Raw genomic sequence first — 12,142 nt, 5'->3', positions numbered from 1 at the left:
GTGAGTACAGGTGAGGGTAACCCGTCGCGACTCGGCGCCGGGGGATTGCCCGCGCTTCTCAGCCCGCCCGCCGGGCGCGGGGCGTCGGCGAGCTAGGCTGTCCGGCCATGACGAGCATGTGGGGTGCCCCGGTCCATCGCCGCTGGCGTGGATCGAACCTGCGGGACCCACGGCAGGCCAAGTTCCTCACGCTGGCCTCGCTGAAATGGGTGCTGCGTAACCGGGCCTACACGCCCTGGTACCTGGTCCGCTACTGGCGGCTGCTGAAGTTCAAGCTCGCCAATCCGCACATCATCACCCGGGGCATGGTGTTCCTGGGCAAGGACGTGGAGATCCACGCGACGCCCGAACTGGCGCAGCTCGAGATCGGCCGGTGGGTGCACATCGGTGACAAGAACACCATCCGTGCGCACGAAGGCTCGCTGCGGTTCGGCGACAAGGTGGTGCTGGGCCGCGACAACGTCATCAACGCCTACCTCGACATCGAGCTGGGCGATTCGGTCCTGATGGCCGACTGGTGCTACGTCTGCGACTTCGACCACCGCATGGACAACATCAACATGCCCATCAAGGACCAGGGCATCGTCAAGTCGCCCGTGCGGATCGGCCCCGACACGTGGGTCGGGGTGAAGGTGACGGTGCTGCGCGGCACGGCCGTCGGCCGCGGCTGCGTGCTGGGGTCCCACGCGGTGGTCCGCGGTGTGATCCCGGACTACTCGATCGCGGTCGGGGCGCCGGCCAAGGTGGTCAAGAACCGCCAGCTCGCCTGGGAGAGTACGGCCGCCCAGCGGGCGGAACTGGCCGCCGCGCTGGCCGACATCGAACGCAAGAAGGCCGCCCGCTAGCCAGATGGCGGTGACCCGCAGCGCCCGGCTTCGCCGCGCTCGCGATCACCGCTGGCCAGATGGCGGTGACCCGCAGCACCCGGCCTCGCCGCGCTCGCGATCACCGCTGGCCAGATGGCGGTGACCCGCAGCGCCCGGCTTCGCCGCGCTCGCGATCACCGCTGGCCAGATGGCGGTGCTAGCTCCGTGGTCCGGGGTGGTCGTCGACCTTGTATTCGAACCTGACGTCGCCGGCGTCGACGCTGGTGACGGTCACCTCGATGCCGTACTTGTCGGGGCCGTCGACGAGTTGGCACCATAGCGTCGCGCCCCGAGTGCCCTTCAGATTGTCCGGGCAGGTCACCGAATCCGGTCTTTTGCCCACCTGCTGGGCCAGCTTGTCGCTGATGATGCTGGCCACCTGGTTCTTGTCGACCGTCTCGACCATGTCGAATTTGACGTCGTTGCCGTGGACACTGGTCACGGTCACGTTGACGTTGAAGGTCTGGTTCTTGACCTTCATCTCGCAATTGAGTTGCGCCCCAACCTTGGCCGGCAGATCGTTCGGGCAGTTCACCGAGTCGGGCTTGTTGCCCGCGGCGTCGGTCATCTTCGAGGTGATCTGGCCGGCGACGTCACTCTTGCTGACCGTGTGCGACGAGCCAACGGAGCACGAACAGGCGCTGACCCCGGCCAGCAACCCGGCGGCGGCGCCGGAAACCAGCAATGCCCGAACGATGGTGTGTGCCATGGGTGCCTCCCGAGCGGCCCGACAACGCCTGAATCGGCTGATAATCGCATGCCAAACAGCTTCGGGCGGGGAATTGAGCAAACAATCACGCCGCCGATAATCTCGTTGCTGTGCGAGGTTGCCGGCGCGCGGGTCAGATGCTCTGGTAGCGCCGCAGCGCCTCGGCGCGCTCGGCGCCGTGGTCGACGATCGGGGCGGGGTAGCCGGCCGGCCGTTCCCCCTTGCGCAGGTGCGGGTCGTCGATGGAGCGCAGCTCGGACACCCATCGCCGGATGTACTCGCCGGACGGGTCGAACTTCTCGCCCTGCGTGGTCGGGTTGAACACCCGAAAGTACGGCGCGGCGTCGGTGCCGCAGCCCGCGCACCACTGCCACCCGTGCTGGTTGTTTGCCATGTCGCCGTCGACCAGCTGGTCCAGGAACCACTCCGCGCCCCACTGCCAGGGCAGGTGCAGGTCCTTGACCAAGAACGACGCGACGATCATCCGCACCCGGTTGTGCATGAATCCCGTCTCGCGAAGCTGACGCATCCCCGCGTCCACCAGCGGGTAGCCGGTTTCCCCGGCCTTCCAGGACTCGAAGCGGCGCTTCGCCTCGGCCCCGGTGTCGGTGCGGATGCCGTCGAACTGACTGTTCCAGTTGCGCCAGGCGCTCGCCGGCCAGTGATGCAGCACGTCGGCGTAGAAGTCGCGAAACGCCAACTCGCGCAGGTATGCCTGCGCCCCGGGTTGGCCCAGGTCCAGGTCGGCGACCATGGTGCGGGGATGGATGGTGCCGAACTTCAGGTGCGCCGACATCCGGCTGGTGCCGTGCCGGTCCGGCCGATTGCGTTCCTCGGCGTAGTGCCGTAAGCCGTTGTCGACGAACGACTTCCACTGCTTGCGCGCCGCGGCCTCACCGGCGGCGAGGTCGAGCGGGGCCCCGGGATCGGGGATCTCGGCGTGGCGGACCCGCAGCCGCGCCGGATCCAGCCAGCGCGCGGACTTCGCGCTCGAGTGAGCCGGTGCGCGCCAACCGGATTCGCGCCACTGGCGCTGGAACGGGGTGAACACCCGGTAGGGGGAGCCGTCGTTCTTGGTGACCCGCCCCGGCGAGACCAAATACGGCGAACCCGTGGCCACCAGGGGCACCGAACCCAGTGCGGCGCGGACGCGTTCGTCACGGCGCTTTCCGTACGGCGCGAAGTCCTCGGAGACGTGCACGGCCGACGCGCCGATCTCCCTCGCCAGGCGCGGGATCTGCTTCTCGGGGTCGCCCCGCGTCACCAGGAGCCGTCCTCCCAGGTCGTCGCGCAGCCGTCGCAGCGAGTCGCCCAGGAACTGAAGCCTCCGCCGGCCGGCGGAGGCCTCGAGCTTCGGGTCCAGCACGAAGCACGCGAGCACCTCCCCGTCGTCGGCCGCGGCATTCAGCGCCGGATGATCGCTCAACCGCAAGTCGCGACGAAACCACAAGAGTGTCGGCATGATTCGAGGGTTTCCTCAGCGATTGAGGCGCCAAACATGGGTGGCCAGGACGGTGGCGAACGAACACCACAGCGGGTACGCCGACTGCGCCAGCGCGGCCCGCGGGTCGGCTTGCGCGGTGCGGCGCGTGAGGTCGGCGCTGCTCGCCGCGAGCAAGGCGGCGCCGATTGCCGAGGCGCCCAGCTTGTGGAAGCGGAAGAACAGCCAACTCCATCCGGCGTTGAGGACAAGGTTCACGCCGAGCGCGGCGGCGTAGCGGCGTGCCTTGTCGTGCTGTCCCGCCGCCCGGAATCGGTCGATGGCCACCGCGGACGTGACCGCGATGTCACCGTAGAGGGTGGTCCACGCCACCGGGAAGGCGGCGTTGGGCGGCTGGTACGGCGGCTTGCGCAGCCGCGCGTACCAGGCGGGGACGGCCTTGGCGCTCGCGATGCTGCCGGAGCCGGCGGCGACGGCGACGGCGGCGCTGGTGGCGGCCAACGTGGACTTGTTCATGGGATGCTCCGTTCTTGCTGTATTTCGGCTTGTGCTGCAACGGCTTTGGCGGGCGCGGGTGTGGCGGGCCACCAGATGCGGTCCCCGATGAGGGCGAACAGCGCGGGAATGACCAGTGTGCGGACCACGAAGGTGTCCAGCAGGATGCCCAGGCCGACGATGATTCCCAGCTGGGTCAGCACGATCAACGGCAGCACGCCCAGCACGCAGAAGACGGCGGCCAACACGATTCCCGCGCTGGTGATCACGCCGCCGGTGGCCGATACCGCGGCCACCATTCCGGCGCGTGCGCCCCGCTGCGCCGACTCCTCGCGGGCGCGGGTGACCAGGAAGATGGTGTAGTCCACGCCGAGCGCGGCCAGGAACAGGAAGGCGAACAGCGGGGTGCTGTTGTCCAGCGCCGGGAAACCGAAGAGATGGCTGCTGGCCCAGCCGCCCATGCCGAGCGCGGCCAGCGCCCCGAGAATGGTGGCCGACAACAGCGTGGGCGGCGCAAGTGCGGATCGCAGCAGGATATAGAGAACCACCAGGATGACCGCGAGGATCGCCGGGATCAACACGTGGCGGTCGTGGGTGGCGGCGTCGCGGACATCGAGAGCCTGCGCATCGGGCCCGCCCACCAGCGCGGCGGGGCTGATGGCCTTCGTCGTATCACGCAGTGACGCAATGGTCTTGAACGCCCGGTCGGAGGACGGTGGCGCGTCGATCACCACCGACCACTTCGTGAGCCCGGATGTCGAGCGCGCGGAATCGGTCGCCGACACCACGCCCGGCGTGGCCCTGATGGCCTGCGGGACCCGCGAAGCGGTGGGCGCGATGACCAGCGTGGGGTTGGTCAGGCCGGCCGGAAAGTGGGCGGCCACAACCTCATAGCCGGACACCGAGTCCGCGTGCACCCGGAACTGCTCGGTCTGTGACAGGCCGATCCGCGTGCCGAGCAGTCCGGTGGCCAGCGCCGCCAGAGCGGCGATGGCGGCCGCCGCGACCAGCGCCGGGCGCCGATTCACCCACTCCCCGACGCGGTGCCAGGCACCGGTATCCGCGGTTGCGGCGTCGCCGGGGCGGGGGATGAAGGGCCAGAACAATCGACGGCCGCACAGGGCGAGCAGCGGCGGCAGTATCACCAGGGCCGACACCGCCGCGACCAGCAACCCGCACGCCGCCAGCGCGCCCAGGCTGCGCGTGCTCGGGGTCGAGGCGAACAGCAAGGTGAGCAACGCCAGCACGACGGTGGCATTGCTGGCGACGATCGCCGGCCCGGCCATCCGCACCGCGCGACGCAAGGCGTCCCGGTGCTCGCGATGGCGCCGCAGTTCCTGCCGATAGCGGGAGATCAGCAGCAGCGCGTAGTTGGTGCCGGCGCCGAATACCAGCACGCTGGTGATCCCGGACGTGGCGCCGTCGAAGCTGAGCCCGGTCAGCGGCGCCACGGCGGTGCCCACCGCCGCCGCGACCCGGTCGGCGAACCCGACCACCAGCAGCGGCACCAGCCACAGGACCGGGGACCGGTAGGTCGCGATCAGCAGCAACGCCACCACCGCCGCGGTCACCGCGAGCAGGGTGACGTTGGCGTCGGTGAACGCCCCGGCGATGTCCGCGCCGAACGCCGGGCCGCCGGTCACGTGGGCCCGCAGTTCCGTCGGCAGGCCGGCCGAGGCGGCCGCGCGCAAGTGGGTGACCGCGTCGGTCAGGGTGAGACCCGACAGGTCGGCGCTGACGGGCACCACCGCGATGGCGGCCTTGCCGTCGGCCGACACCTGCGGCGGCACCGCGACGGCGGGTCCGCCCTGCGGTGCGGCGGCCTGCATGCGGTCGCGGGCCACCTGGGCGGCGGCGAGGCCGGCGAGGCCGAGCGGCGCGCCGTCGGCGCGGCTGATGACCAGGATCAGCGGAGCGCGGTCCCCGCCGGGAAATTGGCGGGCCAGGGCGTCGACGCGGGCCGAATCGGAACCGGTCGGCACCGACAGCGGCGCCTGCCCGGCGGCCGCGTTGGCGCCGACGGCCGCCATGAAGACGATGCCCAACAGCAGGGCCCCCAGCGCGTACAGCCACGACCGTCGTCCCGTCACGGCCGCGGCCACGCCATCCCACACCACGAATCGAAGTCTTTCAGTATATTAAACATTAATCAACTGAAATTACGCATCGTCACGCAATACGCGCCGACGGCACGCAACAAAGGGGCACTATGGACATTATGGATGTGACGGGCCGGGGGTTGGTCGCGCCGGGGGCCCTGCCGTGACGGTCGACGGCGCGCCGATGACCACCCGCAAGCGGCGGCACATCGACGTGTGCCTCGGCGAGCAGGTCAACTATGAGCACCTCACTACCGGCCTGGAACGGTACCAACTGCCCTACAACGCCCTGACCCAGACCAGCCTCGGCGACATCGACCTGTCGACCCGGTTCTTCGGGGCGAACCTGCGGTCGCCGATTCTGATCGGTGCGATGACCGGCGGTGCCGAGTTGTCGGGCACCATCAACCGGAACCTGGCCTCGGCCGCTCAACAACTCGGCATCGGGATGATGCTCGGATCGCAGCGGATAATGCTGGACAGTGCGCTGGGGGAACGGGCCGCGGCCAGCTTCACCGTCCGTGAGGTGGCCCCGGATGTGTTGCTGTTCGGCAACATCGGCCTGGCCCAGCTGACCAGGGCCGCTGTGCCCGACCTGGCGAAGGCTCTCGACCGGGTGGGCGCCGACGTGCTTGCGGTGCACACCAATCCGCTGCAGGAAGCCATGCAGCGCAACGGGGACACCGACTTCTCCGGCTCGTTGGACAGACTGCGGGACGCCGCCGACGCCATAGATCGCCCGATACTGCTCAAGGAGGTCGGCCACGGGATCGGTGGCGTGGCGGCCGCGGAACTGGTTGGCGCCGAAGGCGACTTGCCGGTATCCGGAATAGACGTCGCGGGCGCCGGCGGCACCTCGTGGTCGCGGGTCGAGCAGTTCGTCCGCTACGGCGAGCTTCGCTACCCGCACCTGGCCGACTGGGGCATCCCGACCGCGAGGGCCATCGTGGAGGTGCGCGAGGTGCTGCCGGACATCCCGTTGGTGGCCTCCGGCGGTATCCGCACCGGCATGGACGCGGCCAAGGCGATCGCGTTGGGTGCCGATGTCGTGGCGGTGGCTCGGCCCCTGCTGCCGGCCGCGATCGAATCCGCTGCGGCCGTGGTTGATTGGTTGCAGCCATTCATCGACGAGCTCCGGGTCTGCCTGCACGGCTGCGGCGCCGCGGGCGTTTCGGCGTTGCGCGCGCTCGACCTCACGCCCGCCTCGTAGCTGCGTGTGACATGGCGGTGATACTGGCCTACGGGTCGCCGGCCCTGGGCCACCTGCTGCCGGTCGGGGCGCTGCTGGCCGAACTCGCCGGCCGTGGTCACGAGGTTCACGCCCGCACCATGGCGGACGGCGTCGCGACGATGCGCGCGGTCGGTGTACACGCCGAGCCGGTCGATCCCGCCATCGAGGCGATCGCCGGCGAGGACTGGCGAGCGCCAAACGCGTTGGGAGTCTTGAAGTCGACGATCGACGTGCTCTGCCGGCGAGCGGTGCTCGAGGTCTCAGACCTGCGCCGGGCGGTGGATAGGGTCCGGCCGGACGCGGTCATCGTGGACGCGAACTGCTGGGGCGCGATGTCGGCGGCGGACGCGGGGCATACTCCGTGGCTGGTGTTCTCCCCGTTCACGCCCTACCTGCGGTCCCGCGGGGTCCCGCCCTTCGGCCCGGGTTTTCGCCCCCTGCCGGGCATCCTCGGCGACATCCGGGACGCCTCGGTGCGGCCGATCGTCCGCCATCTGTTCGACCGGCCAATGCTCCCGCGCGTCAACGCCATTCGCGCCGAGCTGGGCGTGTCGCCGGTCGCTTCGGTCGACGACTTCATGCGCCGCGCGCCGCTGCTGCTGGCCGTCGGGGGCGAGCCCTTCGAGTACCCACACCCTGGCTGGGGCGGGCTGGTCCACCACATCGGTGCCTGCGGGTTCGAGCCGACCACGGCCGCGCCGGCCTGGGTCGCTGCGATCAAGCGGCCGGTGGTGCTGGTGAACACGTCCTCGATCAGGCAGGCCGACGCCGCTTTGGGGCGGATCGCGTTGCGGGCGCTGGCCGATGAGCCCGTCCACGTGGTGGCGACATTTCCGGCGGGGATACCGCCGGATCTCCCGCGACCACCCAACGCGACCATATGCCGCTTCGTCCCGCACGCGGCCGTGCTCGAGCGGGCCAGCTGCGCCATCACGCACGGGGGTATGGGGACGACACTGAAAGCCCTCGATCGCGGCGTCCCCGTCTGCGTCGTGCCGTTCGCGCGCGACCAGGCCGAGGTGGCCCGGCGCGTCGAGGTCGCCCGCTGCGGCACCCGCCTGGCCGCCAGAAACCTCACCCCGGCCCGGCTGAGGACGAAGGTGCGCGCGGCGATGACGATGGCGGACGGCGCGCGTCGAGTGGCGGTGGGATTCGCCGCGACCGGGGGCGTGCCGGGCGGGGCGGACCTGATCGAGCAGCGGGTGCTCGGCTCCGCGGCCCGGCGGCCGGTGCGTTAGGCCGGGCGCTCGCCGGTCTTGCTCACCGCACGTCCCCGGCCCTTGGCCGGCGGGCGCTTCCCGCTCGCCGCCGGCGGTTGGGGAACCGCTCCGTCGAGTTGCGACTCGAAGGTCGACATCGCCTCCATCATCGCCAGGAAAACCCGGTGTGCGGCGGTCAGGTCGCGGTCGGAGATGCCGGCGAGGGCCGCGTGCAGCTCCGCCCCCAGGGGGCTGAAGAACGAGCGGGCCAGCGCCATGCCGGATTCCTCGTAGCGCAGCAGCGTCTTGCGCCGGTCGTCGGGATCGGGCTCACGCCGCAGATGGCCGGAGTCGATCATGCGGTCCACCAGGTAGGTGATCGCCGCGGGCGACACATCCAGGCGTTGGCGCAGCTGCGCCGGCGTCAAGGGCGTCCCGGCCGTTTCGGCGACCATGATGTGCAGCAAGGCGTGCAAGTCGGTGCCGCCCACGTCGTTCTGACGGGCGAAATGCCTGCCGATGCGGTCCGATTGCGCCGTGAGCGCGCGCATGTCGGCCGACATCAACTTCTCGAGTTCGGCTCGGTCCAGTCGCCGATCAGCGGCGCCGCGCTTGGTCACTTAGCTGTGTCCTTCTGCAAGATTCGCCGACCAGCGTATCGGCGACCGCTTCACGCGCCCCACGAACCCCGACAAGTGTCGCGCTTTTCTGTCCGATCGGGCGGTTTATCGGCGAAGCCGAGCGGGCTCGCGCACCGTCTGGTCAGGACTTCGTCGGGTTGCGGCCCTAGCCGACCGGGCGCAGCGCGCTCGGCTTGTGCACGGCGTACGCACCCGACTTGTCGCTGCGGACCCGGTACTGAGGCTCGTCTTCGGACGCCCGGACGGTGCGCCCGGCGGTCTCGGTGTCGGAGGTGATTTCTCCTTCGACGGTGCCCCGGACGGTGTTGCCGTGGCTCCGCCATTCCACCTTGTCGCCGTCATGGAATCTCCGCTCACCCATGTCGGTCCTCCTCTCAACAGTGCGACGGGGCCGCCGCCCGACTCGCGCCGGCGCGTGCGGTGGCCGTGACGTCGCGCGCGATACCGCCGAACACCACATCGCGGTAGGGTGCCGACGCGCTCCAGAAGAGCTGGCCCGCAAGCCCGTACGGCTGGAACAGCGCCCGCTGCCGGTAGCGCGAGCCGCCGTCGTCGTGGGGGCTCGCGGACAGCTCCAGCCACAGGCGCCCCGGCAGCGGGATGTCGGCACGTAACCGGACCAGTCGCGGCGCGTCGATGTGCTCCACCCGCCACCAGTCCAGTGCCTCGCCCTCGTGCAAATTCTGCCCGTCGAGTGGCCGGTGCGACGGCCGGACCATCCCGAACGCGCCGTTGAGCCAGCCGCGCAGCGGCCATTCCAAGGGCAACGCCGACCAATTGCGCGCGGCCACGGCGGTGCGGATAGCCCGCCACAGCGTGTCGGGGTCGGAGCGGCTACGGCGTTGGCGCACATCCTCATACAGCGATCCACCGGCCCACTGCGGGTCGGTGGGCAGCGGTTGGGACGGTGCGCCGTTGGTGTCGGCGCGCGACCATCGGGTGCACAGGTCCTTTTCCCGGGCGTGCGCGAGGGCCCCTTCGACGGCTTCCTCGTAATGCGTCAGCCCACCATCGGGATCGGGTATGTAGCGGGCGATGTCATGGTTGGCGCACACCACGTCGTTTTCCAGCGACTCCATCAGCGAACCGGCCAATTGGCGGGGAATGGGGGTGAGCAGGTCTACCCACGGCGCCGAGAGTCGCGGTGTCAGCAACGGCACCGGTACCGCGGGTCGCCTGGGCAGGCCCGCGATCACCGCGTACTTGCGGATCATTTCGGTGTAGGTGAAGCGGTCGGGCCCGCCGATGTCGAATGGCCCGTTGACCTCGGCGGGCAGCCCCGCCGCGCGGACCAGGTAGTAGAGCACGTCGCGAACGGCGATGGGCTGCACGCAGGTACGCAACCAGCGCGGTGCGACGATCAGGGGCAGCCGCTCGGTGAGATAGCGCAGCATTTCGAAGCTGGCCGAGCCCGCCCCGATGATGGCGGCCGCGCGCAACTCGACGCAGGGGACGCCGGAGGTCCCGAGCACGCGCCCCACCTGGGCGCGTGAGGCCAGATGGTCGGAGAGCTGCTGCCCGTCGGGCGTGATACCGCCGACGTAGACGATGCGGGACAGGCCGGCCTGCCCCGCGCACTCGGCCACAGTGCGCGCGGCGCGTTCGTCGAAGTCGACGAAGTCGGAGCGCATCAGCGAATGCACCAGGTAGTACAGGATGTGCTGACCTTCCAGCGCCCGCCGCACCGTCGTCGCGTCGGCGACGTCACCCCGCACGACCTCCACCCGGCCCCGCCAGGCGACGCCGTCCAGCCTTGCCGGATTGCGGGCCAGCACCCGCACGGTGTGACCGTTCGCGAGCAGCTGGGGGACGAGCCGCGTGCCCAGGTATCCCGTGGCGCCGAACACGACGCAGTGCGTCAATTCACTCCTTTGCCGAGTCGTCGTCGGGGGTGGCGGTATGGGCCGGATGCGCGGGCGTGCGCCGGCTCTCTTTCAGCTGCGCTTCGTGGACGTGACGGCGTCCGCCGGTGAGGCGGTCTCGTACCAGGCGCTCGACTTCTCGGAAGCATCGGTAATAGCCGTCGTCGTATTCGTCGACAACCTGAAAGGTCCATCGGCCCGGTAACACGTTGCGCCCGACCAGCTCGTCGCTGATGTGTTGCGCCAGGTCGGCATGTCCGAGTTCGCGCAGCCGGGCGACAGCGGCATCGAGTTGCAAGTCGGCGTGCCCGGTCAGCTGATGAAACGAGTACAGGTGTCCCCGGGCCCGCTCCACGATCTCGAGGGCCTCGGTGACTTTGCCGACCGCCTCCGCGACCCCGTCGCGCGTTTCGCCCATGATCTTCCCCCTTGCTCGCTGTGGCATTCCCACCCGAATCCGGGCCGAACCCTCCGACGGGCTCGTTTTAGTTAAGAAAATTGATATTTAATTTACTCGGGGGAGGCGGGTCCGGCCATAGTCACAGACTCGTGAACGCCTGCCTGGCAAGGGTTTTGGGGTCCCGCTTGGGCCGGGGATCAGAGGGCCCTGAGTTGCCTCTTGGCGGCGCGCCGCAGCTGGATGATCCGGGCGGCGCCGACGAGCACCGTCGTGGTCGCGCCGGCCACGGCCGACAGCAGGTAGCCCACGCCCACCGGCAAGTTCCAGCGGAAGACGAGGAAATGCACGGCGATCGATTCGGTGTTCTGCGCGACGAAGACGAGCAGAACGATGAGGATCACCAGCCCGACGACCAGCGCCCACCACGCGGCCGCCAGCCGGGTGAACGATCGCGACGACGGCTCGGGGGCAACGCGCGGCTCAGTGCTCATGCTGGTGACTAGCCCGCACGGGCGCGCGCCAAACACCCGGGGACCGCGAAACCCCTGCCGCTCCGCGCCGTTTAAACCGCCGGGTGGGGGGTACCTGGCGTCCGATGACTGTGAAACAGCTGCCGCAGCGTGTCTGGCGCGGCCGACGCAAGGTGATGCGGCTCCAGCGCGATCTGTGGCTTGCGCAGTTGGCCCTCTGGCCCGCCGTGATCCTGTCAGCGGTGCTGCTGTCGGCGGCCGCGTGGGCCTTGTGGCACCGCAACTCTCGTCGGAGTCAACCCGACACGGCGGCGCCCGTCACCGATTCGTCGGTGGCCGGCGCGCCGGGGGCACCGGCCGGCCTGAGCGGCTGACGCGCCCCGCGAACAGACCCCAGGAGACGGCGGCCGACACGAACGCGAGGAACTGAGCCGCGCCGACGCGGCCGGAGGGGACGAATAACCCCTCGACGTACCGGTCGACGAACCCGGTGGCGGGCAAGGGATTCATGGCTGCGCGGCGGCGCGCCCACGATTCCAGAGCCGTCAGCGGGCACGGCAGCTCGAGCGTGACGACGGCGACACCCCAGGCGACTGCGGCACGGTGCAGCGTGATGGTGCGTGGCCAGCGCAGGGCGAGGAAGCCGCCCACCGGCAGGTACGCCAGGTAGGCGAGGTGCATGCCGACCGTGAGGACGACGGCGGCGACATACCCTTTCCGCACGGTCAA

Annotated in this window: 13 protein-coding genes; 3 read left to right on the top strand and 10 right to left on the bottom strand. The window is 70.0% G+C overall.

Features of this window, described 5'->3' with window-relative positions; all coding sequences use genetic code 11:
- The first annotated feature begins 107 nt into the window (after positions 1–107).
- Positions 108–845 carry an acyltransferase gene (locus tag AWC03_RS13865; protein ID WP_085241114.1) on the top strand — a complete coding sequence of 246 codons (738 nt, stop codon included), beginning with the start codon at positions 108–110 and terminating at the stop codon, positions 843–845.
- Positions 846–1,023: 178 nt separating this feature from the next.
- On the opposite strand, the gene AWC03_RS13860 is transcribed toward AWC03_RS13865, so the two are convergent.
- From AWC03_RS13860 to AWC03_RS13845, 4 genes are all read right to left on the bottom strand, one after another.
- A complete protein-coding gene (locus AWC03_RS13860; protein ID WP_085241112.1) occupies positions 1,024–1,575 on the bottom strand; it encodes an anti-apoptotic protein in 552 nt (183 codons plus the stop codon).
- 133 nt (positions 1,576–1,708) lie between these two features.
- On the bottom strand, positions 1,709–3,037 hold the full coding sequence (locus AWC03_RS13855; RefSeq protein WP_085241111.1) for a cryptochrome/photolyase family protein: 1,329 nt from the start codon (positions 3,035–3,037) through the stop codon (positions 1,709–1,711).
- Positions 3,038–3,052: 15 nt separating this feature from the next.
- On the bottom strand, positions 3,053–3,532 hold the full coding sequence (locus tag AWC03_RS13850) for a TspO/MBR family protein (RefSeq protein WP_085241109.1): 480 nt from the start codon (positions 3,530–3,532) through the stop codon (positions 3,053–3,055).
- Positions 3,529–5,628, bottom strand: a complete 2,100-nt coding sequence (locus AWC03_RS13845) for an MMPL family transporter (protein WP_211279235.1) — start codon at positions 5,626–5,628, stop codon at positions 3,529–3,531. Before AWC03_RS13845 ends, AWC03_RS13850 begins: the two co-directional genes overlap by 4 nt.
- Positions 5,629–5,794: 166 nt before the next feature.
- On the opposite strand from AWC03_RS13845, the gene fni reads away from it, so the two are divergent.
- Both fni and AWC03_RS13835 read left to right on the top strand, forming a co-directional pair.
- Complete coding sequence (fni, locus tag AWC03_RS13840; RefSeq protein WP_090423441.1) at positions 5,795–6,820, top strand: type 2 isopentenyl-diphosphate Delta-isomerase; 1,026 nt, start codon at positions 5,795–5,797, stop codon at positions 6,818–6,820.
- A gap of 11 nt (positions 6,821–6,831) precedes the next feature.
- Complete coding sequence (locus tag AWC03_RS13835) at positions 6,832–8,079, top strand: glycosyltransferase (RefSeq protein ID WP_085241105.1); 1,248 nt, start codon at positions 6,832–6,834, stop codon at positions 8,077–8,079.
- On the opposite strand, the gene AWC03_RS13830 is transcribed toward AWC03_RS13835, so the two are convergent.
- The 6 genes from AWC03_RS13830 to AWC03_RS13800 all read right to left on the bottom strand — a co-directional run bounded on the left by AWC03_RS13830 (position 8,076) and on the right by AWC03_RS13800 (position 12,136).
- Complete coding sequence (locus tag AWC03_RS13830; RefSeq protein WP_085241104.1) at positions 8,076–8,660, bottom strand: MarR family winged helix-turn-helix transcriptional regulator; 585 nt, start codon at positions 8,658–8,660, stop codon at positions 8,076–8,078. The genes AWC03_RS13835 and AWC03_RS13830 overlap by 4 nt on opposite strands.
- Positions 8,661–8,826: 166 nt before the next feature.
- Positions 8,827–9,042 carry a hypervirulence associated TUDOR domain-containing protein gene (locus AWC03_RS13825; protein ID WP_085241102.1) on the bottom strand — a complete coding sequence of 72 codons (216 nt, stop codon included), beginning with the start codon at positions 9,040–9,042 and terminating at the stop codon, positions 8,827–8,829.
- 13 nt (positions 9,043–9,055) lie between these two features.
- A complete protein-coding gene (locus AWC03_RS13820) occupies positions 9,056–10,543 on the bottom strand; it encodes an SDR family oxidoreductase (RefSeq protein ID WP_085241100.1) in 1,488 nt (495 codons plus the stop codon).
- Between the two features lies 1 nt (position 10,544).
- Complete coding sequence (locus tag AWC03_RS13815; protein WP_085241098.1) at positions 10,545–10,961, bottom strand: hypothetical protein; 417 nt, start codon at positions 10,959–10,961, stop codon at positions 10,545–10,547.
- A 179-nt stretch (positions 10,962–11,140) separates the two neighbouring features.
- Positions 11,141–11,434, bottom strand: a complete 294-nt coding sequence (locus AWC03_RS13810; protein WP_085241096.1) for a LapA family protein — start codon at positions 11,432–11,434, stop codon at positions 11,141–11,143.
- A 297-nt stretch (positions 11,435–11,731) separates the two neighbouring features.
- Positions 11,732–12,136 (bottom strand): DUF2784 domain-containing protein, encoded by a 405-nt coding sequence (locus AWC03_RS13800; RefSeq protein ID WP_249025879.1) that lies wholly within the window; start codon positions 12,134–12,136, stop codon positions 11,732–11,734.
- Between the last annotated feature and the right edge of the window lie 6 nt (positions 12,137–12,142).

The sequence above is a fragment of the Mycobacterium europaeum genome (assembly GCF_002102155.1).
Classification (GTDB): domain Bacteria; phylum Actinomycetota; class Actinomycetes; order Mycobacteriales; family Mycobacteriaceae; genus Mycobacterium; species Mycobacterium europaeum.
Note: the sequence above shows the minus strand (reverse complement) of the source record. Positions and strands in the feature narration are given on the sequence as shown.